Below are 25,847 nucleotides of genomic sequence, written 5' to 3'. Positions count from 1 at the left end.
CGCAGCGGCCCGGCCGGGGTCCACAGAGGAAGGTGTCCGAGTGTCCCGCCGCAGAATCGGCTTCTGGTACCGCCTGGCGGCGGTCATCGCAAAACCGCCGCTGGTCGTTCTGTTCAAGCGGGACTGGCGGGGAATGGACAACATTCCGGCCGACGGCGGATTCATCACCGCCATCAATCACAACTCGTATCTGGACATGTTCTCGTACGGGCATTTCCAATACAACACCGGACGCGTGCCCCGATTTTTGGCGAAGGCCGCGCTTTTCAAGGCACCCGGTGTGGGGATCCTGCTGCGCGGGACGGGGCAGATTCCCGTCTACCGCGAGTCGACCAACGCGGTCGGCGCCTTCCGGGCCGCCGTGGACGCCGTGGAGCGCGGTGAATGCGTCGCGTTCTACCCCGAGGGCACCCTCACCCGCGACCCCGGCCAGTGGCCGATGACCGCGAAGACCGGTGTCGCGCGGGCCGCCATGCTGACGCGGGCGCCCGTCATCCCGGTCGCCCAGTGGGGCGCCAACCTGGCGATGCCGCCGTACGCCAAGGAGAAGAAGGTCCGCTTCTTCCCGCGCAAGACCCTCCAGGTGAAGGCCGGTCCGCCGGTCGACCTCGACCGGTACTACGACAAGGAACCGACGCCCGAGGTCCTCAGGGAGGTCACCGAGGTCATCATGGCCGCGATCACCTCCCTGCTGGAGGAGTTGCGGGGCGAGCAGGCCCCGGAGAAACCGTACGATCTGCGCGAAGTCCGCGCACGGCAGCGCCGCGAGGCCGCCGGGGAGGGCTCCAAGTGACACACGGCACCACCAAGGCAGCGGTCTTCGGGACGGGTTCGTGGGGCACGGCGTTCGCCGTGGTCCTCGCCGACGCGGGCTGCGACGTGACCCTGTGGGCCCGCCGCCCCGACCTCGTCGAAGCGGTCAACTCCACCCGCACCAACCCGGACTACCTGCCCGGCATCGAACTCCCCGCGTCGGTACGGGCCACCACCGACCCCGCCGAGGCCGCGGCCGGCGCCGACTTCACCGTCCTCGCCGTCCCCTCGCAGACGCTCCGCGACAACCTCGCCGCCTGGGCGCCGCTGCTGGCCCCCGACACCGTGCTCGTCTCCCTGATGAAGGGCGTCGAACTCGGCACCGCCAAGCGGATGAGCGAGGTCATCGCCGAGGTGGCCAAGGTCTCGGAGGACCGCGTCGCCGTGGTCACCGGGCCCAACCTGGCCAAGGAGATCGCCAAGCGGATGCCGGCCGCGGCCGTCGTCGCCTGCCGCGACGAGGCCGTCGCCCAGCGCCTCCAGGCCGCCTGCCACACCCCGTACTTCCGCCCGTACACCAACACCGACGTGGTCGGCTGCGAACTGGGCGGCGCCGTCAAGAACGTCATCGGGCTCGCCGTCGGCATCGCCGACGGGATGGGCCTCGGCGACAACGCCAAGGGCTCGCTCATCACCCGCGGCCTCGCCGAAACTACCCGGCTCGGCCTCGCGATGGGCGCCGACCCGCTGACGTTCTCCGGACTCGCGGGCCTCGGTGACCTCGTCGCCACCTGCTCCTCGCCGCTCTCGCGCAACCACACCTTCGGCACCAACCTCGGCAAGGGCATGACGCTCCAGGAGACCATCGCGGTCACCAAGCAGACCGCCGAGGGCGTCAAGTCCTGTGAATCCGTGCTGGATCTGGCCCGTCGGCACGGGGTGGACATGCCCATCACGGAGACCGTCGTCGGCATCGTCCACGAGGGGAAGCCGCCGGTCGTCGCGCTCAAGGAGCTCATGAGCCGCAGCGCCAAGGCCGAGCGGCGCTGACCGCGCCGGGCCCCGCGGCCGTGGATCCGACGCTTCGAACGGGTACCCTCAACGCGATATGAGCAGCGAGAACCTCCCCCAGAGCCCTGAGAAGCAGTTCCGCAAGCCGCGGGTGGCCGTGGTGTTCGGCGGCCGCAGTTCGGAACACGGCATCTCGGTCGTGACCGCCGGTGCGGTGCTGCGCGCCATCGACCGTACGAAGTACGACGTGCTGCCCATCGGCATCACGACGGACGGCCGCTGGGCGCTCACCGCCGACGAACCGGAGCGGATGGCGATCACCGACCGGCGCACCCCCAGCGTCGAGGAGCTCGCCGAGTCCCCCGAGGGCGGCGTGGTCCTGCCCGTGGACCCGGGCAGTCGCGAAGTCGTCTACAGCGAGCCCGGATCGGTTCCCAAGGCGCTCGGCGAGGTCGACGTCGTCTTCCCGATGCTGCACGGCCCCTACGGCGAGGACGGCACCCTCCAGGGCCTCCTGGAACTGTCCGGCATCCCGTACGTCGGCGCGGGTGTCCTCGCCTCGGCCGTCGGCCAGGACAAGGAGTACATGAAGCGCGTCTTCACCTCCTTCGGGCTGCCCGTCGGGCCCTACCTGGTGGTGCGTCCGCGCGAGTGGGAGCAGGACGAGAAGGGCGCCCGCCAGCGCATCGCGGACTTCGCGGGTGAGCACGGCTGGCCGCTGTTCATCAAGCCGTCCCGGGCCGGCTCCTCGTTCGGCATCACCAAGGTCGACTCCTTCGAGGGCCTGGACGAGGCCATCACCGAGGCCCGCCGCCACGACCCCAAGTTCCTCGTCGAATCGCTGCTGCGGGGCCGCGAGATCGAGTGCGGGGTCCTGGAGTTCGAGGACGGGCCGCGGGCGAGCGTGCCGGCCGAGATCCCGCCGGTGACCGCCCACGACTTCTACGACTTCGAGGCCAAGTACATCGACTCGGCGGCCGGCATCGTGCCCGCCCCGATCGGTGAGGACGCCACCGCCGAGGTGCAGCGCCTGGCCGTCGAGGCCTTCGAGGCGGCCTCCTGCGAGGGCCTGGTCCGCGCGGACTTCTTCCTCCAGGACAACGGCGAGTTCGTCATCAACGAGATCAACACCATGCCGGGCTTCACGCCGATCTCGATGTACCCGCGGATGTGGCAGGAGAGCGGCGTCGAGTACGCGGACCTGGTCGACAAGCTCATCCAGGCGGCGCTGCGCCGGCCGACGGGGCTGCGCTAGGGCACGTCGAGCGTCTTGGGGATCGCCTTGTCGACAGGGGCGCCGAACGGCTGGAGCACGGAGGCGTCGTGCTCGTACCGCGCCCCTGTCAGCAACTCGACGTAGGGCTCCCGGTACTGGGTGATGAAGCGCGGCCCCTGCGCGCGTGCCTGCACGGTCCAGGAGACCCCCTCCACCTGGACCCCGGGGTACTTCGGATCCGCCACCTCGTCGGGGCGCGGGATCCCGCAGCGCAGTACGATCTCCGCGTCCCCGTCCCCCCACCGGGCCGTCAGCGGCGACTCCGGGGAGGGGTCGTGCCGCTTCTGGCCGGCCACGGTGTCGGGCAGGAGCTTGTCCAGGGCCGTGCAGGCGGCCGCTTCCTTCGCCGAGGGCGACGGAACCGCCACCTTCGCGGAGGCGTCGGACGAAGAACAGCCCGCGGCCGCCAGGAGGGCGACCACGGGCAGGACGAGAAGCGGCCGGCGGAAGGAAGTCACCGGCCCAGGGTAAGCGGGGGCTACAGATGGACGACCGGGCAGGTCAGGGTTCTGGTGATGCCGTCCACCTGCTGGACCTTGGCGACCACCATGCGGCCCAGTTCGTCGACCGTCTCGGCCTGGGCCCGCACGATCACGTCGTAGGGCCCGGTCACGTCTTCGGCCTGGATGACCCCCGGGAGCTTTGCGATGGCCTCGGCGACGGTCGACGCCTTGCCCACCTCGGTCTGAATGAGGATGTACGCCTGTACCACGGAACCTCCAGGGCGGCCACGAGGATCATGTGGGGGAGAGAAAGAGACGCCACGGTACCGCGTCGCCCCGGGCGACGGGGAGACCCGCGCGAGCGGCCGCTCGTGCCGAGCAGCGAGAGCGGCCCTGAAGTTGACGTATGTGTTGACGGTACCCATGCACGTGACCGCTCGCGACCGCAAGCGCACGGGGGCAGAAGAGGTACGACGATGAGAGGTGGGACACGGTGAAAGGCACTGTGGGCGAGTTGGGGGAGTTCGGGCTCATCAGGGAGCTGACCTCGCGGCTCACCACCACCCCCGCGGTCCGGCTGGGGCCGGGCGACGACGCCGCGGTCGTGACCGCACCCGACCGCAGGGTGGTCGCCAGCACGGACATCCTCCTGGAGGGGCGGCACTTCCGCCGCGACTGGTCGACCGCGTACGACGTGGGCCGCAAGGCCGCCGCGCAGAACTTGGCCGACATCGCCGCCATGGGCGCGGTGCCGACCGCGGTGCTCCTCGGCCTGGTGGTGCCGGCCGAACTGCCGGTGACCTGGCCCACCGAGCTGATGGACGGCATCCGCGACGAGTGCCAGGTCGCGGGCGCCGCCGTGGTCGGCGGCGACGTGGTGCGCGGGGACACGATCACCGTGGCCATCACCGCGCTCGGCGACCTCCGCAACCACGAGCCGGTGACCCGGGCCGGCGCCAAGCCCGGCGACGTCGTCGCGGTGACGGGCTGGCTGGGCTGGTCCGCGGCGGGCTACGCGGTGCTCTCGCGCGGCTTCCGCTCGCCCCGCGCCTTCGTCGAGGCCCACCGCCGCCCCGAACCCCCGTACCACGCGGGCCCCGCCGCGGCCGGGCTCGGCGCCACCGCCATGACCGACGTCAGCGACGGCCTGGTCGCAGACCTCGGGCACATCGCCGAGTCCAGCAAGGTCCGCATCGACCTGCGGTCCGGGCTCATCGACATCCCGACGCAGATGAGCGACATCGGGCAGGCCGTCGGCGTGGACCCGTTGCAGTGGGTGCTCACCGGCGGCGAGGACCACGCGATCGTCGCGACGTTCCCGCCGGACGTGAAGCTGCCCGCCCGCTGGAAGGTCATCGGGGAGGTCCTCAACCCGTCCGCGCTGCCCACGGTCACCGTGGACGGCGCCCCCTGGACCAGCAAGGGCGGCTGGGACCACTTCGGGGACGATCCCGAATGAGCCCCCGCACCCCCCGCATCCCCCGTGTGCTGACCGTCGCCGGGTCCGACTCCGGCGGCGGCGCAGGCGTCCAGGCCGACCTCAAGACGATGCTGGCGCTCGGCGTGCACGGCATGAGCGTGCTCACCGCCGTCACCGCGCAGAACTCGCTGGGCGTCCAGGGCGCCTGGGACCTTCCGGCGGAGGCGGTGCGGGCCCAGTACCGGGCCGTCGTCGACGACATCGGCGTCCAGGCCGTGAAGACCGGGATGCTCTCGTCGGCCGTCCTCGTCGCGGCGGTCGCCGAGCTGCTGGCCGGCACCGACGCCCCCGTCGTCGTGGACCCCGTGGGCGTCTCCAAGCACGGCGACCCGCTGCTCGCGGCCGAGGCGCTCGACTCCGTACGCACCGAGCTGCTGCCCACCGCGACCGTCGCCACCCCCAACCTGGACGAGGTGGCGCAGCTCACCGGTGTCCGGGTCCAGGACGAGGACGGAATGCGGCGGGCGGCCGACGCGATCCTGGAGTTCGGGCCGCGCTGGGCGCTCATCAAGGGCGGACACTTCCCCGGTGACGCGGTCGACCTGCTCAGCGACGGCACCGAGGAGCACTGGCTGCGGGCCCCGCGCCTGGACAACCGGCACACCCACGGCACCGGCTGCACGCTCGCCTCCGCCATCGCCTCGGGCCTGGCCAAGGGCCTCGCGGTCCCGGAGGCGGTCCGGGCGGCCAAGGAGTACGTCACGGGCGCGATCGCCGCGGGGTTCGCGCTCGGCGGGGGTATCGGCCCGGTCGACCACGGCTGGCGCTTCCGCTAGCACAGGAGCAGGAGCAGGAGCGGGTTTCGGCGCCCGCTCCTGCGGGCCGCCCGGCTCCGGGTACGGCAAAAAGCCGGTCCACCGAGGTGGACCGGCTTTTCAAGGCAACCGCAGGGGCTGCGCTACGACAGACGTCGCAATTAGCGCGAGACCTTGCCGGCCTTGATGCACGAGGTGCAGACGTTGAGCCGCTTCGGCGTCCGACCGACCACGGCACGCACACGCTGGATGTTCGGGTTCCAGCGACGAGACGTACGGCGGTGCGAGTGCGAAATGTTGTTGCCGAAGCTCGGCCCCTTGCCGCAGACGTCGCAGTTGGCAGCCACGGGTCACTCCAAAAGCTTCAGATGCATTAAATGCACTTACAGTGAATCCGGCGCACCGGAATCAGAGATCTGAAGTGGCTTGCCGGGGGAATTGGCCCGACTCTCGCCGGGCAACCGAAGCAGCATACAACGCCTGCTCCTGAGATACGAAACTACCACGGTCCCGGCCGCCCCCGCCCCGGCCCCCGGCCGCACCGGGTCTACCCTGCGCTCAGAGCCTGTGTCCGCACCCCCGACACGGGCTCTCATCCGCTCCCCGCCCACAAGGAGGACCACCAGGTGCCGCAGACCTTCGATGCCGTCGCGGTACGCGGCTGGTGCGCGCTGGCGCTGGACGCACTGGGCCGGGACCGCGAGGCGATCGACGCGATCAACGTGTATCCGGTCGCGGACGGAGACACCGGCACCAACCTCTATCTGACGATGGAGTCCGCGGCACAGGCCGTCGAGGCCGTCTTCGCGGCCTACCCCGAGCCGCCCGTGTACGCCGGCGTCCCGCCCACCGCCGACGTCGTACGGGCCATGGCGCACGGCGCCCTGATCGGCGCCCGCGGCAACTCCGGCACGATCCTCGCCCAGCTCCTGCGGGGCATGGCCGAGGTCGTCGCGGCGGGCGAGGGCGATCTGGCCCTGGCCCTCGACCGGGCCGCGTCCGCCGCCTACCAGGCGGTCGCCCACCCCGTCGAGGGCACCGTCCTCACCGTGGCCACCGCCGCCGCGAAGGCCGCCGCGGGCTCGAACGGCACCCCGGCGGCGGTGGCACAGGCCGCCTACGCGGGCGCCCGCGACGCCCTGGACGCCACGCCGTCGCAGCTGGCCGCCCTCGGGCGCGCGGGCGTGGTGGACGCGGGCGGGCGCGGTCTGGTCACGATGCTGGGCGCCCTCGTCCAGGCCCTCTCCGGCGAGGCCCCCGTGGCCCGCCGCGAGGCTCCGGTGCCGGTGCCCGTCGACGACTGCCCGGCCGAGGCGGCCGGGGCGGGGCCCGCCTTCGAGGTGATCTACCTCCTGGACGCCGACGACGCGGCCGTGGACCGGCTGCGCGCCCGGCTCGACCGGCTGGGCGAATCCCTGGTGGTCGTCGGCGGCGACGGCCTGTGGAACGTCCACGTCCACGTCGACGACGCGGGCGCCGCAGTGGAGGCCGGGGTCGAGGCGGGCCGGCCCCACCGGATCCGCATCACGCACTTCGAGCAGCGGAGCGCGGTCGAGCCGCCCCGCGAACAGGTCCAGCGGGCCGTCGTCGCCGTCGTACCCGGCGAGGGGCTGGCGGGGCTGTGCTCCGAGGCCGGCGCGACGACCGTGCTCGCCCGGCCCGGCGAGGCCCCGGCGAGCGGCGAACTCGTCGAGGCGATCCGGCGCGCGCACGCCCGCGAGGTCGTGCTCCTGCCGAACGACGCCGAGCTGCGCCACACGGCCGCGGCCGCCGTGGAGCAGGCCCGTGCCGAGGGCATCCGGGTCGCGCTCATCCCGACCCGGGCCGCGGTCCAGGGCATCGCGGCGCTCGCCGTGCACGCCCCCGAGCGGCGCTTCGACGAGGACGTCGTCGCGATGACGTCGGCGGCCGGTGCCACCCGCCACGCCGAACTCGCCGTCGCGGAACGGCAGTCGTGGACCATGGCCGGCGTCTGCCAGGCCGGGGACGTGCTCGGCCTCATCGACGGGGACGTCGTCGTCATCGGCCAGGACCTCGCCGCCACCGCCCGTACCGTCCTGGACCGGATGCTGGCGGCGGGCGGCGAACTGGTCACCCTCGTCCTGTCCGCCGACGCCCCGCCGGACCTGGCCGCCCAGCTCGAATCGCACGTCAGCAGGGCCCACTTGGCGGTCGACACCGTGGTGTACGAGGGCGGCCGCCAAGGGGTGCCGCTGCTGATCGGCGTGGAGTAGCACCCCGGTCGCGGGGGCCCGTGCCGTGCGCGGCACGGGCTTGACCAGCGGTTATCCACAGGCTTTGGCGGGCTGTCAGTCCGGTGGTGTGCAATGGATCGCGTGCCTGCGCTCGAAGAACCACTGAAGAAGCTGCTCGGCGGACCCACCGCGAAGGTGATGGCCGAGCACCTCGACCTGCACACGGTCGGCGACCTCCTGCACCACTACCCCCGGCGCTACGAGGAGCGCGGCCAGCTCACCAAGCTGGCCGAGCTGCCCCTGGACGAGGACGTCACGGTCGTCGCCCAGGTCGCCGACGCCCGGGTGCACACCTTCAACGGCGGGCGCGGCCAGCGCCTGGAGATCACCATCACCGACGGCAGCGGCCGGCTCCAGCTGGTCTTCTTCGGGCGCGGCATCCACAAGCCGCACAAGGAACTGCTGCCCGGCAGCCGGGCGATGTTCGCCGGCAAGGTGTCGATGTTCAACCGGCGCATGCAGCTCGCCCACCCCACCTACGCGAAGCTCGGCGCCGACGCGGCCGAGGGCGAGGACACGGCGGACATCGACTCGTGGGCGGGCGCGCTGATCCCGATCTACCCGGCCTGCAAGGGCCTGGAGTCCTGGAAGATCGCCAAGGCGGTCGACGCGGTGCTGCCCAGCGCCCAGGAGGCCGTCGACCCGCTCCCCGAGTCCCTGCGCGAGGGGCGCGGCTTCGTGCCGCTGCCCGAGGCCCTGCTCAAGGTCCACCGGCCGCACACCAAGGCCGACATCGAGGACGCGCGTCAGCGCCTCAAGTGGGACGAGGCCTTCGTCCTCCAGGTGGCGCTCGCCCGCCGCCGCCACGCGGACGGCCAACTCCCCGCCGTGGCAAGGCGACCGGCCCCCGGCGGCCTGCTCGACGCCTTCGACGCCAAGCTGCCCTTCACGCTCACCGAGGGACAGGAGAAGGTATCCGCGGAGATCTTCGGCGACCTGGCGACCGAGCACCCCATGCACCGCCTGCTCCAGGGCGAGGTCGGCTCCGGCAAGACGATGGTCGCGCTGCGCGCCATGCTCGCCGTCGTCGACTCCGGGGGACAGGCCGCGATGCTCGCGCCCACCGAGGTCCTCGCCCAGCAGCACCACCGCTCGATCACCGAGATGATGGGCGAGCTCGCCGAGGGCGGCCTGCTCGGCGGGTCCGAGCAGGGCACCAAGGTCGTGCTGCTCACCGGCTCGATGGGGATGCCGGCCCGGCGCCAGGCCCTGCTCGACCTGGTCACCGGCGAGGCGGGCCTGGTCATCGGCACGCACGCCCTGATCGAGGACAAGGTGCAGTTCCACGACCTGGGCCTGGTCGTCGTCGACGAGCAGCACCGCTTCGGCGTCGAGCAGCGCGACGCCCTGCGCGGCAAGGGCAAGCAGCCCCCGCACCTGCTCGTCATGACGGCCACGCCCATCCCGCGCACGGTCGCCATGACCGTCTTCGGCGACCTGGAGACCTCCGTCCTCGACCAGCTGCCCGCCGGCCGCTCGCCCATCGCCAGCCACGTCGTCCCCGCCCAGGACAAGCCGCACTTCCTGGCCCGTGCCTGGGAGCGGGTCCGCGAGGAGGTCGACAAGGGACACCAGGCGTACGTGGTGTGCCCGCGCATCGGGGACGACGAGGAGGAGGCGAAGACCGCCAAGGGCACGAAGAAGGCGGAGGACGCCGAGACCGCCGACAAGCGGCCCCCGCTCGCCGTGATCGAGACCGCCGGCCAGTTGGCCAAGGGGCCCCTCCAGGGCCTGCGCGTCGAGATCCTGCACGGCAGGATGCAGCCGGACGACAAGGACGCCGTGATGCGCCGGTTCGGCGCCGGCGAGGTGGACGTCCTGGTGGCCACCACCGTCATCGAGGTCGGGGTGAACGTGCCGAACGCCACCGCGATGGTGATCATGGACGCCGACCGCTTCGGCGTCTCCCAGCTCCACCAGCTGCGCGGCCGCGTCGGCCGTGGCTCCGCGCCCGGCCTCTGCCTGCTCGTCACCGACATGCCCGAGGCGAGCCCGGCCCGGGCCCGGCTCAACGCCGTCGCCGGCACGCTCGACGGCTTCGAGCTCTCCCGCATCGACCTCGAACAGCGCCGCGAGGGCGATGTGCTGGGCCAGGCCCAGTCCGGCGTCCGCTCCTCCCTGCGGATGCTCACCGTCATCGATGACGAGGAGGTCATCGCCGCGGCCCGCGAGGAGGCCGTCACGGTGGTCGCCGCCGACCCCGAGCTTGAGCATCTGCCGGGCCTGCGCACGGCTCTGGACGCCCTGCTCGACAAGGACCGCGAGCAGTACCTCGACAAGGGCTGAGAGACTGGGGGAGCACATCCGACGCGGGAACCGCACGGACCGCAGGAACCGCACGGGCAACCTCACGGACCGCACGCGCAGACCGCACGGACAACCTCACGGCCCGCAGGGACCGCATGGACACGGACAAGGACTGAGATGACCCGCGTGATCGCCGGCCGGGCCGGTGGACGCCGCCTGGCCGTACCGCCGGGCACCGGCACCCGCCCCACCTCCGACCGGGCGCGCGAGGGCCTCTTCTCCACCTGGGAGGCGCTGCTCGGCACGCTCGACGGCATCCGGGTCGCCGATCTGTACGCCGGGTCGGGAGCCGTGGGCCTGGAGGCGCTCTCGCGGGGCGCGGCCCACGCCCTGCTCGTGGAGGCCGACACCCGAGCCGCCCGCACGGTCCGCGAGAACGTGGCCGCGCTCAAACTGCCGGGCGCCGAGGTGCGTACCGGCAAAGCGGAGCAGATCGTGACAGGACCGGCGCCCGCCGACCCCTACGACGTGGTCTTCCTCGATCCGCCGTACGCCGTCACCGATGACGATCTTCGGGAGATCCTGCTCACACTCGGTCGTGGGGGCTGGCTCACGGAGGACTGTCTCGTCACCGTGGAGCGCAGCACCAGAGGCGGAGCCTTCGGCTGGCCCGAAGGGTTCGAAGCGCTGCGGGCCCGTCGTTACGGCGAGGGCACGCTTTGGTACGGTCGCGCCGCCTCCACGTGCGAGAACGCACCACGAGACACCCCATGACCGGACCGGAGAGCGAGGGACATCAGTTGCGCCGCGCCGTCTGTCCGGGGTCCTTTGACCCCATCACCAACGGACACCTCGACATCATCGCCCGCGCCTCCCGGCTGTACGACGTCGTACATGTCGCGGTGATGATCAACCAGTCGAAGCAGGGCCTGTTCGCCATCGAGCAGCGGATCGAGCTGATCCGTGAGGTGACGGCCGACCTCGGCAACGTGGAGGTCGAGTCCTTCCACGGCCTGCTCGTCGACTTCTGCAAGGAGCGGGACATCCCCGCGATCGTCAAGGGCCTGCGGGCCGTCAGCGACTTCGACTACGAGTTGCAGATGGCCCAGATGAACAACGGGCTCTCCGGCGTCGAGACCCTGTTCGTGCCGACCAATCCGACGTACAGCTTCCTGTCGTCCTCCTTGGTCAAGGAGGTGGCGACCTGGGGCGGAGACGTCTCCCACCTGCTGCCGGCCGCCGTCCAGGAGGCCCTGGTCGCCCGGCTCGCCGAGAAGCGCGCGGCCGAGCGGTAGGGAGCGGATCGCTGACAGTCCGTCATCCGGTGTCGGGCGGGCGCCGACTGGCCTTACAGTCGTCCCGTCCGTCTCCAATCCCTTAGAAGAGTGGCGATCACCGGTGGACGTGCAGAAGAAGCTCGACGAGATCGTCGAGGTGGTCGGCAGCGCCCGGTCCATGCCCATGTCGGCCTCGTGCGTGGTCAACCGCGCCGACCTCCTCGCGATGCTGGAAGAAGTGCGCCAGGCCCTGCCCGGCTCGCTCGCCCAGGCCCAGGAGCTCATCGGCGGCCGGGAGCAGATGGTCGAGCAGGCCCGCCAGGAGGCCGAGCGGATCATCGAGTCCGCGCACGCGCAGCGGGGCACGCTGATCTCGGACACCGCCGTCGCCCGCCAGTCCCAGGACGAGGCCGACCGCATCCTCGACGAGGCCCGCCGGGAGGCCGAGGAGATCCGCGCCGAGGCCGACGACTACGTCGACTCCAAGCTCGCCAACTTCGAGGTCGTCCTCACCAAGACCATCGGCTCGGTCGACCGCGGCCGGGAGAAGCTGCTCGGCCGCGGCCCCGGCCTGGACGACCAGGGCCACACGGACGAGGACGCCCCCGAGTACAGCTCGGACCCGGGGACCCTGATCCACCGGGCGGACGAGTACGTCGACGCCAAGCTGGGTGCCTTCGAGGCGGTGCTGGCCAAGACCCTCGAAGCGGTCGGCCGCGGCCGGCTCAAGCTGCACGGCAGGACCGCGTCCGACGAGCTGGGCGCCCACATGGCCGCCCAGGACGCGGCGGGCGGACTGCACCAGCACACCAGCGACGCCGACTATCTGGCCGGCCTGGCCGAACTCGCCGAGCCCGAGCCGGCCGCCGCCCACGCCGCCGCCGAGCCGCACATCCCGGCCCAGCAGCAGCCCCCGGCCTACGACCCCTACGGCTACCAGCAGCCGCAGCAGGACCCGTACGCCTACCAGCCCCAGGCCCAGCAGCACGACCCGTACGCGCAGTACGGGTACGCGCAGCAGGATCCGTACGGCTACGACCAGGGCCAGCAGTACGCGGCCGCGGACGCCGGGCAGTACGGGATGCCTCCACAGCCGCAGCACCAGCCGCAGCAGGCCGCGCTCGACGAGACCAGCCTCTTCGACACCAGCATGATCGACCTGGACCAGCTGCGCGCCTACGAACAGAGCCACGGGCAGAACCGCTCCTAGCCCGTCGGAACAGCGTCGGAACGGCCCGCCGGACAGCCCGCCGTCGCCGGCCGGAACGGGGCAACCGGACCGGATTGGGTCTATCGCGGCCGGTCCAGTATCCTGGTTCTTCGGTCGCGCGTACGTCCGCGATCCAAGCTGCCCGATTCGCTGCGCGAAGCCGGTGGCAGCCACTCCACGAACCTGAAAGCGGGAAGAACCCTGAGCACGCGCCTCGACCACCGCAATCCCCTCGTGTTCGACACACACGAGCTGGGACGGCGTCCCGGTGCGCTCCAGCGTCTGACCCGCACCGTGGAGGCCCCGAAGGAACTCGGGATTCCCGAGGTCATCCACGTGCCCGAGGGCAGGCCCGTGGACATTGAGCTCCGCCTGGAGTCGGTCATGGAAGGGGTGCTTGTCACAGGCACCGCCCGTGCATCGGCCGAGGGTGAGTGCGTAAGGTGTCTGGAGCCGCTTCAGCAGGACGTTGAAGTGGATTTCCAGGAAATGTTCTCGTACCCCGACACCGACGACCGGGGCCGCCGCAAGGCAGCCGCGGACGACGATGCCGAGGACGACGAGGACATGATTCCGCTTGAGGACGGCCTGTTCGACCTTGAGCCTTTGCTGCGTGATGCGGTAGTGCTCGCACTGCCGATGCAGCCGGTGTGCCGGGAGGACTGCCCGGGGCTGTGTTCCGAATGTGGAGCGCGCCTGGCGGACGACCCGGACCACCACCATGACGCCGTCGACATTCGTTGGGCGGCACTGCAGGGACTCGCCGGGACCATCCAGGACGGCGAGAAGGACAACATGAGCGGCACTGCGTCTGACGTGCAGGATGCCGCCGAGAAGCAGGAGAAGTAGCCGTGGCTGTTCCGAAGCGGAAGATGTCGCGCAGCAACACGCGCCACCGCCGGTCGCAGTGGAAGGCTGCGGTCCCCACCCTGGTTGCGTGCGAGAGCTGCCATGCGCCGAAGCTCCAGCACATCGCGTGCCCGAGCTGCGGTACGTACAACAAGCGCCAGGTCCTCGAAGTCTGAGCGGCTGGTGAGAGGCCCGATGTCTGAGTCCAACGCCAAAAAGGCGGACAACAACACGGCCTCGTCCCACACGCTTCTGGAAGGGCGGCTCGGGTATCAACTTGAGTCCGCCCTTCTGGTGCGTGCGCTCACCCACCGTTCGTACGCGTACGAGAACGGCGGTCTGCCGACCAATGAGCGGCTTGAGTTCCTCGGGGACTCGGTGCTCGGTCTGGTCGTCACGGACACGCTGTACCGCACCCACCCCGACCTTCCGGAAGGCCAGCTGGCCAAGCTCCGGGCTGCGGTGGTCAATTCTCGTGCGCTCGCGGAAGTGGGCCGTGGGCTCGAACTCGGCTCCTTCATCCGGCTCGGCCGGGGTGAAGAGGGCACGGGCGGCCGGGACAAGGCTTCCATCCTCGCCGACACCCTCGAAGCGGTGATCGGCGCTGTCTATCTCGACCAGGGTCTTGAGGCGGCGTCCGTGCTCGTCCACAAGCTGTTCGACCCCCTGATCGAGAAGTCCTCGAACCTCGGAGCCGGCCTGGACTGGAAGACCAGTCTCCAGGAGCTGACGGCGGCCGAAGGGCTCGGCGTCCCCGAGTACCTGGTCTCCGAAACCGGACCCGACCACGAGAAGACCTTCACTGCTGCCGCCCGCGTCGGTGGTGTCTCGTACGGCACCGGCACCGGCCGCAGCAAGAAGGAAGCGGAGCAGCAGGCCGCCGAGTCGGCGTGGCGGGCCATTCGCGCCGCTGCCGACGAGCGGGCCAAGACGGTGGCCGAGGCTCCCGTCGCCGCTCCGGCCGATGGCGGGTCGCCGACCCCCGCCGCCGGCGGCACGGCGGCCTGACCGCCCCTTCCTCGCGCACCCCGTCCGGCGCTCCGGCGCCGGGCGGGGTTTCGTGCTGCCGGGGGCCGCCGCGACCCCACCGGCGCCGCGGGGGTAATCTGCGCCCATGCCTGAGCTGCCTGAAGTCGAAGTGGTCCGGCGCGGTCTGGAACGCTGGGTGGCCGGGCGCACCGTGGCGGACGTCGAGGTGCTGCATCCCCGCGCGGTACGCCGTCACCTCGCCGGGGGCGACGATTTCGCGGCCCGGCTCAAGGGCCACCGGATCGGAGTCGCGCGTCGGCGCGGCAAGTACCTGTGGCTGCCGCTCGCGGACACCGACGCCTCCGTGCTCGGACACCTCGGGATGAGCGGTCAGCTCCTGGTGCAGCCGACGGACGCACCGGACGAGAAGCACCTGCGCATCCGGGTGCGCTTCCAGGACGACGCGGGCACCGAGCTGCGCTTCGTCGACCAGCGCACCTTCGGCGGCCTCTCGCTGCACGACAACACCCCCGACGGCCTTCCGGACGTCATCGCGCACATCGCCCGGGACCCGCTGGACCCCGAGTTCGACGACGAGGCCTTCTTCGTGGCGCTGCGGCTCAAGCGCACCACGGTCAAACGGGCCCTGCTCGATCAATCGCTCATCAGCGGTGTGGGCAACATCTACGCCGACGAGGCGCTCTGGCGCGCGAGGCTGCACTACGACCGTCCGACCGCGACCCTGAACCGCCCCAAGGCGGCCGAACTCCTGGGCCACGCACGGGACGTGATGAACGCGGCGCTCGCCGTCGGCGGCACCAGCTTCGACAGCCTCTACGTCAACGTCAACGGCGAATCCGGCTACTTCGACCGCTCGCTCGACGCCTACGGCCGCGAGGGCGAGCCGTGCCGGCGCTGCGGAACGCCGATGCGCAGGCGGGCCTGGATGAACCGGTCCAGCTACTTCTGCCCGAAGTGTCAGCGGGTCCCGCGCGCCACGTCGTAGCTCTGCTGCGCGTCGAGCACCGACGGCATCCTGTCCTCCACGAAGTGGATGAGCGCGAGCAGCCGTTCGGCCACCTCGCGCCCCAGCGGGGTCAGTTCGTAGTCGACCCGGGGCGGATTGGTGGGCTGCGCCTCGCGGTGGACGAGCCCGTCGCGCTCCAGTGAGTGCAGCGTCTGGGAGAGCATCTTCTCGCTGACGCCGTCGACCCGCCGCCGCAGCTCGTTGAAGCGGAGGCTCCCCTCGTGCAGCGCGCCCAGCGTCAGGCTGCCCCAGCGTCCCGTGACGTCCTCCAGGGTGCGCCGCGACGGACAGGACTTGGCGAACACGTTGAACGCGAGGTCGCCGTCGGCGCCGTCCTCGACGGTGACCCCGCCCGTGCGGGTGGAACTGGGGGAAGTCTCATCCATACCGTCACCATACGCCCCGACAGCGATTCCGCCCAGGTTGCGCTAACCAAAAGTTAGTGCTTACCTGAGTGCAGCGCCAACGGCGTCGCCGCCGCTGCACCGGCCCCGGCCCGCGCGCCTGCTCAGCCGCCCTGCCACGCCTTGTTCCATGCCCTGTCGCATGCCTTTGAGGGGAACCGCCGTGCTCACTCCTGTCGTCTCGATCGCCTACCACTCCGGCTACGGCCACACCGCCGTCCTCGCCGAGGCCGTCCGTACCGCGGCCGCCGAGGCCGGGGCCACCGTGCACTTCGTCAACGTCGACACCATCACCGAGGCCGAGTGGGAGCTGCTCGACGGCTCGGACGCCATCGTGTTCGGCTCGCCCACCTACATGGGGACCGCCTCCGGCGCCTTCCACCAGTTCGCCGAGGCCAGCTCGAAGCGCTGGTTCACCGACGCCTGGCAGGACAAGCTCGCCGCCGGCTTCACCAACTCCGGCTCCAAGAGCGGCGACAAGGGCCACACCCTGCAGTTCTTCCAGACCCTCGCCGCCCAGCACGGCATGCACTGGGTCAACCTCGGCCTGAAGCCCGGCTGGAACGTCTCGACGGGCTCCGAGCACGACCTGAACCGGCTCGGCTTCTTCGCCGGGGCCGGCGCCCAGACCAACAACGACGAGGGACCCGAGGCCGTCCACAAGGCCGACATCGCGACCGCCGAACACCTCGGCCGCCGCATCGCCGGGACCGCCCGGGTCTTCGTCGCGGGCCGGGCGGCCGTCGGCGCCTGACGGTCCCGGCCGGACGGTACTCGCGCGCCCCCACCGGGTGATCGAATTCCGCACAGCCGAAAGGGCCCCCTCCGTTCGTGACGGAGGGGGCCCTTTCGCGTTCCCGCGCGTACTCCCGGTGCGCCTTGCGGTGTCTACGGTCGAATTACCGAACCTGGGTGACGAATGACCGAGTGAATGGATCAATTGCGCCCATGCGCGGTGCGCCCGGGCGAATGATCAAAAGCCGAAGTCCTGGGTCCACCACGGGCCTCCGGGGCCGAAGTGCACACCGACGCCCAGGGACTTGTACGCGCAGTTGAGGATGTTCGCGCGATGGCCCGGGCTGTTCATCCAGGCGTCCATCACGGCTTTGGCGTCGGCCTGACCGCGGGCGATGTTCTCGCCGCCGAGGCCCTGCACGCCGGCCTTCGCGGCCCGGTCCCACGGGGTGTGGCCGTCCGGGTCGGTGTGGTCGAAGAAACCACGGGCCGCCATGTCGTCACTGAAGGCGGTGGCCAGCGCGGCCAGCGCCGGGTCCGCCGCCACGGGACTGCAACCCGCCTGCGCCCGCTGCTGGTTGACCAGGGACATCACGGTCGCGGCGGCCGACACCTCGGCGCTCGGCAGCTGCACGCGCTGCGCGGGCGCGGCGGTCGGCGGGCTGCTCGGGGGAGTCGCCGGCTTCGACGGCGCGGGGGCCGGGGCCTCGGACTTCTTCTGCGGGGCGGGCGGCGCGGAGGGAGCGGTGGAGGCCGGCGCCGACGGCGTGGCCGAGGCGCTGGGGGAGGAGGGCGCGGCTGACGGCGCCGACGACGCGGCCCGGCTCGACCCGGCCGGCGTGGGCGCCGCCTCGGTCGGCTTCCGCGACTCGCTGCCCTGCGGCCGTACGTCGGGGGTGCGGCTCGCCTGGACCCGGGGGCCGGTCATCGTGTCGCCGCTCACCTTGTACGTACCGCCGCCGGGCAGCAGACCCGAGGCGACGGCCACGGCACCCACGGCCACCGCCGCGGAGACGCCGAGCAGCCCGGTGCGCACGGGCGCGGCGGCCCGCTTCCTCCGGCGTGACCCACCCCGGGGCCGCGCGCCCTGCCCCGCCGGGGCTTCGGCGGGCGCGGGGTCGGCGGCGGAGCGACGATGGCGTCCCATCTGCGGTGCCTTCCTCAATGCCGGGGCAATGCCTGACGCATTGCCGCTCGGGCCGCGGTCGGCCCGAAATGATCAAATAGCCACTAACCCATACGGGTGAGGCCGATTGCGTCGCGACTGTACGCCATGGCCCATGGGGGCGAAGTGCCGCGTGAGCAATTGGCCGGTTAGCGTGCACGTATGAACGAAGATGCGCACGGAGATGTTCGAGTCACGGCCTGGGTGCGCGGGCGAGTACAGCAAGTCGGCTTCCGCTGGTTCACCAGGGCAAATGCTCTGGAGATCGGCGGCCTCCGAGGGTTCGCCCTCAATCTGGACGACGGGCGCGTCCAGGTCGTCGCCGAGGGGCCACGTGAGAATTGCCACCGTTTGCTGGAGTGGCTTCGCTCCGGCGACACACCGGGGCGGGTCGACGGAGTGACCGAGATCTGGGACACAGCCCGCGGCGGTTACGACAGCTTCGCGATCCGCTGAGCCGGGGCCCCGTCGTGCGCGAGCCGGCCGAGGTGACACCCCGCGTCCGGCTCGCAACCACGCGCTGACCTCGAACGATCTGGCTGTTGCCATCTCGCGTCCGGCGTGGAAGGCTGCGGCAGTAAGGACGATCTCCACGCCCCCGGGGCTCCGAGGAGAGGCAGCGCCGCCCGGTTCGCGGCCGCGTGCCCCCGGATTGCCCATGGATACGGGGCGTGATCGTGTTGACCGTCAAACTTTTTGGTGAGACTCTGGAAGCCCCGCGCACCTTAGCTGTTTGGCATGAAGAACCGCAGTCAAGTCCAAGCACCGCGGGTGCGATTCCCTCACGACCCACACCGCTTCGGTCGGTCACTCAGTGTGGAGGACCATCCATCATGGCAAAGGCGCTTCTCGGTTACGTCGGCGGTTCCGACCCGCGACTCCTCGCCGAGATGCGACGGCTCCAGCAGCGCGTCCAGGACCTTGAGTCCGAGCTCAACCGGATTCAGTCCGAGAACGACGTGCTCGCCGCTGCCGCCGCTTCGCACCGCGGAGATTCGCTGCTCGAAGGCATCGACATCGACGTCCCCCAGGCGGAGCCCGCCCTCACCTGATCCAGAGGTGGGAGAGGCTTCGTTCTCTCGTCGAGATCGAGAGATCCGCAAGACCTGCAATGTATTGCAAGGGACGCTTCGGCGTCCCTTCTTTCTTTCCGCCGGCGGGTGCCGAAGGGGTGGCCCGCCTTTCCCTTCACGCTCTGATCTGCCCTGGACCTTCCTGGGCGAAACCGGGAGCTGAAGGTAGAGTCCGGCGGCGTGCACCTCAAGGCCCTCACCCTGCGCGGATTCAAATCATTCGCCTCCGCGACCACGCTGAAGTTCGAGCCGGGCATCACCTGTGTGGTGGGGCCCAATGGATCAGGCAAGTCCAATGTCGTGGACGCGCTGAGTTGGGTCATGGGTGAGCAGGGCGCCAAGTCGTTGCGCGGCGGAAAGATGGAGGACGTCATCTTCGCCGGGACGACCGGCCGCCCGCCGCTGGGCCGGGCCGAGGTCTCCCTCACCATCGACAATTCCGACGGCGCGCTGCCCATCGAATACGCCGAAGTCACCATCACGCGGATCATGTTCCGCAACGGCGGCAGCGAATACCAGATCAACGGAGACACCTGCCGGCTCCTCGACATCCAGGAACTGCTCTCCGACTCCGGCATCGGCCGCGAGATGCACGTCATCGTCGGACAGGGCCAGCTCGACTCCGTGCTGCACGCCGACCCGATGGGCCGGCGCGCCTTCATCGAGGAGGCGGCCGGCGTCCTCAAGCACCGCAAGCGCAAGGAGAAGGCGCTGCGGAAGCTGGACGCGATGAAGGCCAATCTGGCCCGTGTCCAGGACCTCACCGACGAGCTGCGCCGCCAGCTCAAACCGCTCGGCCGGCAGGCCGCCGTGGCCCGCCGCGCCGCCGTCATCCAGGCCGACCTGCGCGACGCCCGGCTGCGGCTGCTCGCCGACGACCTCGTCCGCATGCGGCAGGCGCTCAGCGCCGAGATCGCCGACGAGGCCGAACTGCTGCGCCGCAAGGAGAGCGCGGCCGCCGACCTCAAGGCGGCCCTCGCCTGTGAGGCCCAACTGGAGGAACAGGTAAGGCGGTTGGCGCCCCGGCTCCAGCGTGCCCAGCAGGCCTGGTACGAGCTGTCCCAGCTGGCCGAGCGGGTGCGCGGCACGATCTCGCTCGCCGACGCCCGGGTCAAGAGCGCGCGCGCCCAGCCCCCCGAGGAACGGCGCGGCCGCGACCCCGAGGACATGGAGCGCGAGGCCGCCCGGATCCGTGAACAGGAGGCCGAGCTGGAGGCCGCGCTCGAAGCGGCCGAGCACGCCCTGGAGGACACCTCGGCCCACCGCGCGGACCTGGAGCGGGAACTCGCCGCCGAGGAACGGCGTTTGAAGGATGTGGCCCGGGCCATCGCGGACCGCCGGGAAGGGCTCGCGCGGCTGCACGGCCAGGTCAACGCGGCGCGCGGCCGGGCGGGTTCCGCCCAGGCCGAGATCGACCGGCTTGCCGCCGCGCGCGACGAGGCGGGCGAGCGGGCCGCGCTCGCCCAGGAGGAGTACGAGCGGCTCAAGGCCGAGGTGGACGGCCTCGAAGCCGACGACACCGAGCTCGCCGGCGCCCATGACGCGGCCAAGCGGGAGCTGGCCGCGGCCGAGGCGGCGCTGGGCGGCGCCCGCGAGGAAGCCACCGCCGCAGAGCGGAAACGTGCCGCCGTCGCCGCCCGGCACGACGCCCTCGCGCTCGGACTGCGCCGCAAGGACGGCACGGGCGCGCTGCTCGGCGCCCGCGAGGCGCTGACCGGACTGCTCGGCCCCGCCGCCGAACTGCTCACCGTGGCCCCCGGCTACGAGGTGCCGCTCGCCGCGGCCCTCGGGGTCGCCGCCGACGCGATCGCGGTCAGCGGCCCCTCCTCGGCCGCCGAGGCCATCCGGCTGCTGCGCAAGCAGGACGCGGGCCGCGCCGCCCTGCTCCTGAGCGGCGCCCCCGAGGACGAGGACGAGCGGCCGGCGCGCGGCGAGGGCCCGCCCCGCGCCGCCGACCTCGTGCGCGGACCCGCCGAACTGATGCCGGCCGTACGGCACTTGCTGCGCGGGGTGGTCGTGGTCGCCACCCTGGAGGACGCCGAGGACCTCGTCTACGCGCGGCCCGCACTCACCGCCGTCACCGCCGACGGCGATGTACTCGGCGCCCACTTCGCGCACGGCGGCTCGGCCGGCGCACCCAGCCTCCTGGAGGTCCAGGCCGCCGTCGACGAGGCCGCCGCCGAGCTCGCCGACCTGGCCGTACGCTGCGAGGAGCTGGCCGGGGTCCAGCGGGCGGCGGAGGAGCGCCGTGGCCAACTGGCCCTGGAGGTCGAGGAGTTGGGGGAGCGGAGGCGGGCCGCCGAGAAGGCGCGGTCCGCGGTGGCCCAGCAGCTCGGGCGGCTCGCCGGGCAGGCCCGTGGCGCGGCGGGCGAGGCCGAGCGGACCGCTGCCGCCACGGCCCGCGCCCAGGAGGCGCTGGAGCGGGCGACCGAGGAGGCCGAAGAGCTGGCCGAGCGGCTTCTGGTCGCGGAAGAGCTGCCGGTCGAGGAGGAGCCCGACACCTCGGTGCGCGACCGGCTCGCGGCGGACGGCGCCAACGCCCGCCAGACCGAGATGGAGGCCCGCCTCCAGGCCCGTACCCACGAGGAGCGCGTCAAGGCGCTCGCCGGGCGGGCCGAGGCGCTCGACCGCGGGGCCAGGGCCGAGCGCGAGGCACGGGCCCGGGCCGAGCAGCGGCGCGCCCGGCTGCGGCACGAGGCGGCGGTCGCCGAGGCCGTCGCCTCGGGTGCCCGGACGCTGCTCGCCCATGTCGAGGTGTCCCTGGTGCGGGCCGACCGGGAGCGGGCCGGCGCGGAGACCGCGAAGGGGGAGCGGGAACAGGAGCTGGCCGCGGCCCGCGGGGCCGGCCGGGACCTGAAGGCGGAGCTCGACAAACTCACTGATTCAGTTCACCGCGGCGAGGTACTAGGAGCTGAGAAGCGGCTGCGGATCGAGCAGCTGGAGACCAAGGCGCTGGAGGAGCTGGGGGTCGAGCCGGCCGGGCTCGTGGCCGAGTACGGGCCCGACCAGTCGGTGGCCCCCTCTCCGCCCGCCGAGGGAGAGGAGCTGCCGGATGACCCACTGCACCCGCGCAACCAGCCCGTCCCGTATGTGCGGACCGAGCAGGAGAAGCGGCTCAAGGCAGCCGAACGGGCGTATCAGCAGCTCGGAAAGGTCAATCCGCTCGCCCTTGAGGAGTTCGCGGCCCTGGAGGAGCGCCACAAGTTCCTTTCCGAGCAGCTGGAGGACCTCAAGAAGACCCGGGCCGACCTCCTTCAAGTCGTGAAGGAGGTGGACGAGCGGGTCGAGCAGGTCTTCACCGAGGCCTACCGGGACACGGCCAGGGAGTTCGAGGGTGTGTTCTCGCGGCTCTTCCCGGGTGGCGAGGGCCGGCTGATCCTGACCGACCCGGGCAACATGCTGGCCACCGGAGTCGACGTGGAGGCACGTCCGCCGGGCAAGAAGGTCAAGCGTCTCTCGCTGCTCTCGGGCGGCGAGCGGTCCCTGACCGCGGTGGCCCTGCTCGTCTCCATCTTCAAGGCCAGGCCCAGCCCGTTCTATGTGATGGACGAGGTCGAGGCCGCCCTGGACGACACCAACCTCCAGCGGCTCATCCGGATCATGCAGGAGCTCCAGGAGTCCTCCCAGCTGATCGTGATCACGCACCAGAAGCGGACGATGGAGGTCGCCGACGCGCTGTACGGCGTCTCGATGCAGGGCGACGGCGTCTCCAAGGTCATCAGCCAGCGGCTCCGCTGAACGCGGTGGAGCCGGGCAGTCGGCGCGCCCCGAGCAGTTGTTCAAGTCTTGAAAGAATCCTGGCGGGTCGTCCCCGAAAATTCGCAACCGACCAGGTATTGACTTAGAAACTTGAAGGCATAGTCTCTGCAACGTTGTCTTTACGTTCAAGTGGTGGGTGACCGGAAGTTGTGCGCCACTTAAACGGAGTCCCCTCACCCCCGGCGGCGTTGCCGGGCGGCCCCAGGAGTACACGTGACCAGTACCGCGCAGGCGCAGGCGTCCGGAGGCGGCCACTCCGCCCCGGACCACCTCGGCCATGTCATCTTCATCACGGCGGCTGCCGCGATGGGCGGCTTCCTCTTCGGCTACGACAGTTCCGTGATCAACGGCGCCGTAGAGGCGATCCGTGACCGGTACTCCATCGGCTCCGGGACGCTCGCCCAGGTCATCGCCATCGCCCTGATCGGCTGTGCGATCGGTGCCGCCACCGCGGGCCGGATCGCCGACCGCATCGGCCGCATCCGCTGCATGCAGATCGCGGCGACCCTCTTCACCATCAGCGCCGTCGGCTCCGCACTGCCGTTCGCGCTGTGGGACCTCGCCTTCTGGCGGATCATCGGCGGCTTCGCCATCGGCATGGCCTCGGTCATCGGCCCGGCCTACATCGCCGAGGTCGCCCCGCCCGCCTACCGCGGCCGGCTCGGCTCCTTCCAGCAGGCCGCCATCGTCATCGGCATCGCGATCTCCCAGCTCGTCAACTGGGGCATCCTCAACGCCGCGCACGGCGACCAGCGCGGCAAGCTCATGGGCCTGGAGGCCTGGCAGGTCATGCTCGGAGTGATGGTCGTCCCGGCCGTCCTGTACGGGCTGCTCTCCTTCGCCATCCCCGAGTCGCCGCGCTTCCTCATCTCGGTCGGCCGTGACGCCGACGCCAAGAAGGTCCTTGCCGACGTCGAGGGCAAGGACGTCGACCTGGACGCCCGCGTCGCCGAGATCGAGCACGCGATGCGCTCCGAGCACAAGTCGAGCTTCAAGGACCTGCTCGGCTCGAAGATGGGCTTCCTGCCCATCGTCTGGGTCGGCATCGGCCTCTCGGTCTTCCAGCAGCTCGTCGGCATCAACGTCGCGTTCTACTACTCCTCGACGCTGTGGCAGTCCGTCGGCATCGACCCGTCGAGCTCGTTCTTCTACTCGTTCACCACGTCGATCATCAACATCATCGGCACCGTGATCGCGATGGTCCTGGTCGACCGGGTCGGCCGCAAGCCGCTCGCGCTCGTCGGCTCCATCGGCATGGCGATCGCCCTCGCGGTGGAGGCCTGGGCGTTCTCCGCCCACCTCGTCGACGGCAAGCTCCCCAACACCGAGGGCGTCGTGGCACTGATCGCCGCCCACGTCTTCGTGCTCTTCTTCGCCCTGTCCTGGGGCGTGGTGGTCTGGGTCTTCCTCGGCGAGATGTTCCCGAACCGGATCCGCGCCGCCGCCCTCGGCGTGGCCGCGGCCGCCCAGTGGATCGCCAACTGGGCCATCACCGCGAGCTTCCCGAGCCTGTCGGACTGGAACCTGTCCGGCACGTACGTCATCTACGCGATCTTCGCCGCGCTCTCGATCCCCTTCGTGCTCCGGTACGTCAAGGAGACCAAGGGCAAGGCGTTGGAGGAGATGGGCTAATCCCCGCTGCCCCTCTCTCCTCTCGCCCAACCGCCCCGGCTCGCCCGTCGAGCCGGAGCGGTTGGGTGCTGAATTCCTGATTCCGGGTCATCCGTGCCACGCTCTTGATCATGGAAAAGAGAACCGACCCCGTCGCCGTCTTCACCTTCGTCGGCGTCGGCGCGGCCGTGCTGCTCCCGGGGATATCGCTGCGCGAAGACGCCTCGCCCGTCCTGGGGTTCGTGATCACCGGCCTGCTCTTCCTCGTCGTCAACCAGGCCATCCGGTGCTACCCGACGGACATCCGCAGCGCCCCGCCCGTCATGCTCCTGATCCTCGGGGCCGTCGGCGTCGTCCAGGACACGCTCCTGTGGCTGCTCGCCGGATGGGTCGGCGGCAAGGTGGACGGGTACGAGGTCGACGGCTTCGGGACGGCCCTGCTCGGCGGACTGATCGTTCGGACCGTGGTGCTCGCCCTCATGGCTCTCGCACCGCGCCGGACGGAAGACGCGGAACCGGCCTAGAGCGCCGGAAGCACCCGGTCGCAGAACAGGTGGAGGCTGTTCCAGGCCTCGTCGATGGGCATGCCGCCGCACAGGGGGTGCAGGACGAGACTGTCGGAGCCCAGCGTGGCGCACTGCTCCGGGGTCAGCACCCGGTAGACGCCCTCGGCGCGCAGTTCGGCCACCGTCGTCGCCGCGGACTTCACCGCCGAGCGGATGTCCTTGGACTGCCAGGACGCGTACATCCGCGCCTCGTGCAGGAAGTGCCGGCCGTACTCGGCCCAGGTCCGGTCGGGGTCCTCACTGATGTGCAGCAGGGGCGTCGCCGCCGCCGGCATCATGCAGAAACCCTCGGTGCCGTACTCGGCGAGCTTCTCGTTGTAGTACGCCTCCAGGTCGGGCAGATGGGCGCTCGGGAAGAACGGCAGGCCGAGCCGGGCCGCCCGGTTCGCGGCCGCCCACGAGGAGCCGCCGACCAGGAGCATCGGATGCGGCTCGGTGAACGGGCGCGGGGTGATCCGCACTTGACGGCCCCGGAAGGTGAACTCCTCGCCGCTCCACGCCTTCAGGAGGGTTTCCAGGAGTTCGTCCTGGAGCTTGCCGCGCCGGCCCCACTCCACGCCCTGCTGCTCGTACTCGGCGGGCCGGTAGCCGATCCCGGAGACCGTCACCAGGCGGCCGCCGCTCACCAGGTCGAGCACCGCGATGTCCTCGGCCAGCCGCAGCGGGTCGTACAGCGGCCCGATGATCGCCGAGACCGTCACCGCGATGCGGCGGGTGGCGCCGAAGACCGCGCCCGCGAAGGCGAAGGGGGAGGGCAGCCAGTTGTTGTCCGTGCCGTGGTGCTCCTCGGTCTGGACGGTGTCGACGCCCCGGTCGTCGGCGAACGCCGCCATCTCCAGGGCCGCCCGGTAGCGGGCGGACAGCGACTGGGAGGTGGCGTCCGGGTCCACCAGGTTCATGCGTACGACCGTGAACGGCATGGAAAAGTCCCCCTCCACCGGGCGGGTTCCAGGGGAACCCCGGGCGAAGGGGGACGGTAGCT

At 71.2% G+C, this 25,847-nt stretch carries 26 protein-coding genes; 20 read left to right on the top strand and 6 right to left on the bottom strand.

Annotated elements, in window-relative coordinates; translation table 11 throughout:
- Positions 1 to 40 precede the first annotated feature (40 nt).
- Genes ACFYNP_RS26395 through ACFYNP_RS26385 form a run of 3 tightly spaced genes read left to right on the top strand, consistent with a single transcriptional unit; the run spans position 41 to position 3,019 of the window.
- Entirely contained in the window at positions 41 to 793 is a 753-nt protein-coding gene (locus tag ACFYNP_RS26395; protein WP_388412162.1) for a lysophospholipid acyltransferase family protein, read from the top strand.
- The gene (locus ACFYNP_RS26390) at positions 790 to 1,803 is read left to right on the top strand and encodes an NAD(P)H-dependent glycerol-3-phosphate dehydrogenase (RefSeq protein ID WP_388788776.1); all 1,014 of its coding nucleotides are present in this window, start codon (positions 790 to 792) and stop codon (positions 1,801 to 1,803) included. Before ACFYNP_RS26395 ends, ACFYNP_RS26390 begins: the two co-directional genes overlap by 4 nt.
- 58 nt (positions 1,804 to 1,861) lie before the next feature.
- On the top strand, positions 1,862 to 3,019 hold the full coding sequence (locus ACFYNP_RS26385) for a D-alanine--D-alanine ligase family protein (protein ID WP_388412166.1): 1,158 nt from the start codon (positions 1,862 to 1,864) through the stop codon (positions 3,017 to 3,019).
- On the opposite strand, the gene ACFYNP_RS26380 is transcribed toward ACFYNP_RS26385, so the two are convergent.
- Both ACFYNP_RS26380 and ACFYNP_RS26375 read right to left on the bottom strand, forming a co-directional pair.
- The gene (locus ACFYNP_RS26380; RefSeq protein ID WP_388788773.1) at positions 3,016 to 3,498 is read right to left on the bottom strand and encodes a DUF3515 domain-containing protein; all 483 of its coding nucleotides are present in this window, start codon (positions 3,496 to 3,498) and stop codon (positions 3,016 to 3,018) included. The two genes, ACFYNP_RS26385 and ACFYNP_RS26380, sit on opposite strands and share 4 nt — an antisense overlap.
- Before the next feature lie 20 nt (positions 3,499 to 3,518).
- Entirely contained in the window at positions 3,519 to 3,752 is a 234-nt protein-coding gene (locus ACFYNP_RS26375) for an Lrp/AsnC family transcriptional regulator (RefSeq protein WP_100577926.1), read from the bottom strand.
- A gap of 224 nt (positions 3,753 to 3,976) precedes the next feature.
- Here ACFYNP_RS26375 and ACFYNP_RS26370 point away from each other — a divergent pair, with 224 nt between their 5' ends.
- On the top strand, positions 3,977 to 4,942 hold the full coding sequence (locus tag ACFYNP_RS26370; RefSeq protein WP_388412170.1) for a thiamine-phosphate kinase: 966 nt from the start codon (positions 3,977 to 3,979) through the stop codon (positions 4,940 to 4,942).
- Positions 4,939 to 5,739 (top strand): bifunctional hydroxymethylpyrimidine kinase/phosphomethylpyrimidine kinase, encoded by an 801-nt coding sequence (thiD, locus tag ACFYNP_RS26365; protein WP_388412172.1) that lies wholly within the window; start codon positions 4,939 to 4,941, stop codon positions 5,737 to 5,739. Before ACFYNP_RS26370 ends, thiD begins: the two co-directional genes overlap by 4 nt.
- A gap of 140 nt (positions 5,740 to 5,879) precedes the next feature.
- On the opposite strand, the gene rpmB is transcribed toward thiD, so the two are convergent.
- A complete protein-coding gene (rpmB, locus tag ACFYNP_RS26360; protein WP_003951095.1) occupies positions 5,880 to 6,065 on the bottom strand; it encodes a 50S ribosomal protein L28 in 186 nt (61 codons plus the stop codon).
- Between the two features lie 279 nt (positions 6,066 to 6,344).
- On the opposite strand from rpmB, the gene ACFYNP_RS26355 reads away from it, so the two are divergent.
- The 9 genes from ACFYNP_RS26355 (at position 6,345) to mutM (ending at position 15,531) form a co-directional block, all read left to right on the top strand.
- Positions 6,345 to 7,952 carry a DAK2 domain-containing protein gene (locus tag ACFYNP_RS26355; RefSeq protein WP_388788770.1) on the top strand — a complete coding sequence of 536 codons (1,608 nt, stop codon included), beginning with the start codon at positions 6,345 to 6,347 and terminating at the stop codon, positions 7,950 to 7,952.
- A 93-nt stretch (positions 7,953 to 8,045) separates the two neighbouring features.
- A complete protein-coding gene (gene recG, locus ACFYNP_RS26350; RefSeq protein ID WP_388788767.1) occupies positions 8,046 to 10,259 on the top strand; it encodes an ATP-dependent DNA helicase RecG in 2,214 nt (737 codons plus the stop codon).
- 138 nt (positions 10,260 to 10,397) lie between these two features.
- Positions 10,398 to 10,994, top strand: coding sequence for a 16S rRNA (guanine(966)-N(2))-methyltransferase RsmD (rsmD, locus tag ACFYNP_RS26345; protein WP_388788764.1), 597 nt, complete (start codon positions 10,398 to 10,400; stop codon positions 10,992 to 10,994).
- 26 nt (positions 10,995 to 11,020) lie between these two features.
- Complete coding sequence (gene coaD, locus ACFYNP_RS26340; RefSeq protein ID WP_388412395.1) at positions 11,021 to 11,515, top strand: pantetheine-phosphate adenylyltransferase; 495 nt, start codon at positions 11,021 to 11,023, stop codon at positions 11,513 to 11,515.
- Positions 11,516 to 11,618: 103 nt separating this feature from the next.
- A complete protein-coding gene (locus ACFYNP_RS26335) occupies positions 11,619 to 12,707 on the top strand; it encodes an ATP synthase F0 subunit B (protein ID WP_388788761.1) in 1,089 nt (362 codons plus the stop codon).
- Positions 12,708 to 12,908: 201 nt separating this feature from the next.
- Complete coding sequence (locus ACFYNP_RS26330) at positions 12,909 to 13,556, top strand: DUF177 domain-containing protein (protein WP_161250822.1); 648 nt, start codon at positions 12,909 to 12,911, stop codon at positions 13,554 to 13,556.
- Positions 13,557 to 13,558: 2 nt separating this feature from the next.
- Positions 13,559 to 13,732: a 50S ribosomal protein L32 gene (gene rpmF / locus ACFYNP_RS26325; protein ID WP_100577935.1), complete on the top strand. Its 174-nt coding sequence runs from the start codon at positions 13,559 to 13,561 to the stop codon at positions 13,730 to 13,732.
- Positions 13,733 to 13,751: 19 nt separating this feature from the next.
- Positions 13,752 to 14,564, top strand: a complete 813-nt coding sequence (gene rnc, locus ACFYNP_RS26320) for a ribonuclease III (RefSeq protein ID WP_388412182.1) — start codon at positions 13,752 to 13,754, stop codon at positions 14,562 to 14,564.
- 106 nt (positions 14,565 to 14,670) lie between these two features.
- Positions 14,671 to 15,531, top strand: a complete 861-nt coding sequence (gene mutM, locus ACFYNP_RS26315; RefSeq protein ID WP_388412184.1) for a bifunctional DNA-formamidopyrimidine glycosylase/DNA-(apurinic or apyrimidinic site) lyase — start codon at positions 14,671 to 14,673, stop codon at positions 15,529 to 15,531.
- On the opposite strand, the gene ACFYNP_RS26310 is transcribed toward mutM, so the two are convergent.
- Positions 15,504 to 15,938 (bottom strand): winged helix-turn-helix transcriptional regulator, encoded by a 435-nt coding sequence (locus ACFYNP_RS26310; protein WP_388412186.1) that lies wholly within the window; start codon positions 15,936 to 15,938, stop codon positions 15,504 to 15,506. The two genes, mutM and ACFYNP_RS26310, sit on opposite strands and share 28 nt — an antisense overlap.
- Positions 15,939 to 16,119: 181 nt before the next feature.
- Here ACFYNP_RS26310 and ACFYNP_RS26305 point away from each other — a divergent pair, with 181 nt between their 5' ends.
- Positions 16,120 to 16,710 carry a flavodoxin family protein gene (locus ACFYNP_RS26305; protein ID WP_388412187.1) on the top strand — a complete coding sequence of 197 codons (591 nt, stop codon included), beginning with the start codon at positions 16,120 to 16,122 and terminating at the stop codon, positions 16,708 to 16,710.
- 219 nt (positions 16,711 to 16,929) lie between these two features.
- Here ACFYNP_RS26305 and ACFYNP_RS26300 read toward each other — a convergent pair whose 3' ends face one another.
- Positions 16,930 to 17,838 (bottom strand): CAP domain-containing protein, encoded by a 909-nt coding sequence (locus tag ACFYNP_RS26300; RefSeq protein ID WP_388788759.1) that lies wholly within the window; start codon positions 17,836 to 17,838, stop codon positions 16,930 to 16,932.
- 180 nt (positions 17,839 to 18,018) lie between these two features.
- Here ACFYNP_RS26300 and ACFYNP_RS26295 point away from each other — a divergent pair, with 180 nt between their 5' ends.
- The 5 genes from ACFYNP_RS26295 (at position 18,019) to ACFYNP_RS26275 (ending at position 24,823) form a co-directional block, all read left to right on the top strand.
- Positions 18,019 to 18,312, top strand: coding sequence for an acylphosphatase (locus ACFYNP_RS26295; RefSeq protein ID WP_100577941.1), 294 nt, complete (start codon positions 18,019 to 18,021; stop codon positions 18,310 to 18,312).
- Positions 18,313 to 18,689: 377 nt separating this feature from the next.
- On the top strand, positions 18,690 to 18,908 hold the full coding sequence (locus tag ACFYNP_RS26290; RefSeq protein ID WP_100578044.1) for a hypothetical protein: 219 nt from the start codon (positions 18,690 to 18,692) through the stop codon (positions 18,906 to 18,908).
- A 201-nt stretch (positions 18,909 to 19,109) separates the two neighbouring features.
- Positions 19,110 to 22,667 (top strand): chromosome segregation protein SMC, encoded by a 3,558-nt coding sequence (gene smc, locus ACFYNP_RS26285; protein ID WP_388788756.1) that lies wholly within the window; start codon positions 19,110 to 19,112, stop codon positions 22,665 to 22,667.
- Between the two features lie 234 nt (positions 22,668 to 22,901).
- The gene (locus tag ACFYNP_RS26280; RefSeq protein WP_388412193.1) at positions 22,902 to 24,320 is read left to right on the top strand and encodes a sugar porter family MFS transporter; all 1,419 of its coding nucleotides are present in this window, start codon (positions 22,902 to 22,904) and stop codon (positions 24,318 to 24,320) included.
- Positions 24,321 to 24,430: 110 nt separating this feature from the next.
- Entirely contained in the window at positions 24,431 to 24,823 is a 393-nt protein-coding gene (locus ACFYNP_RS26275) for a phage holin family protein (RefSeq protein WP_388788753.1), read from the top strand.
- Here ACFYNP_RS26275 and ACFYNP_RS26270 read toward each other — a convergent pair.
- Complete coding sequence (locus ACFYNP_RS26270) at positions 24,820 to 25,785, bottom strand: LLM class flavin-dependent oxidoreductase (protein ID WP_388788751.1); 966 nt, start codon at positions 25,783 to 25,785, stop codon at positions 24,820 to 24,822. The genes ACFYNP_RS26275 and ACFYNP_RS26270 overlap by 4 nt on opposite strands.
- Positions 25,786 to 25,847 lie beyond the last annotated feature (62 nt).

This window comes from Streptomyces sp. NPDC006691 (genome assembly GCF_042869955.1).
Lineage (GTDB): Bacteria > Actinomycetota > Actinomycetes > Streptomycetales > Streptomycetaceae > Streptomyces.
The sequence above is the reverse complement of the archived record's forward strand: the minus strand, read 5'-3'. Positions and strand labels throughout refer to the sequence as shown.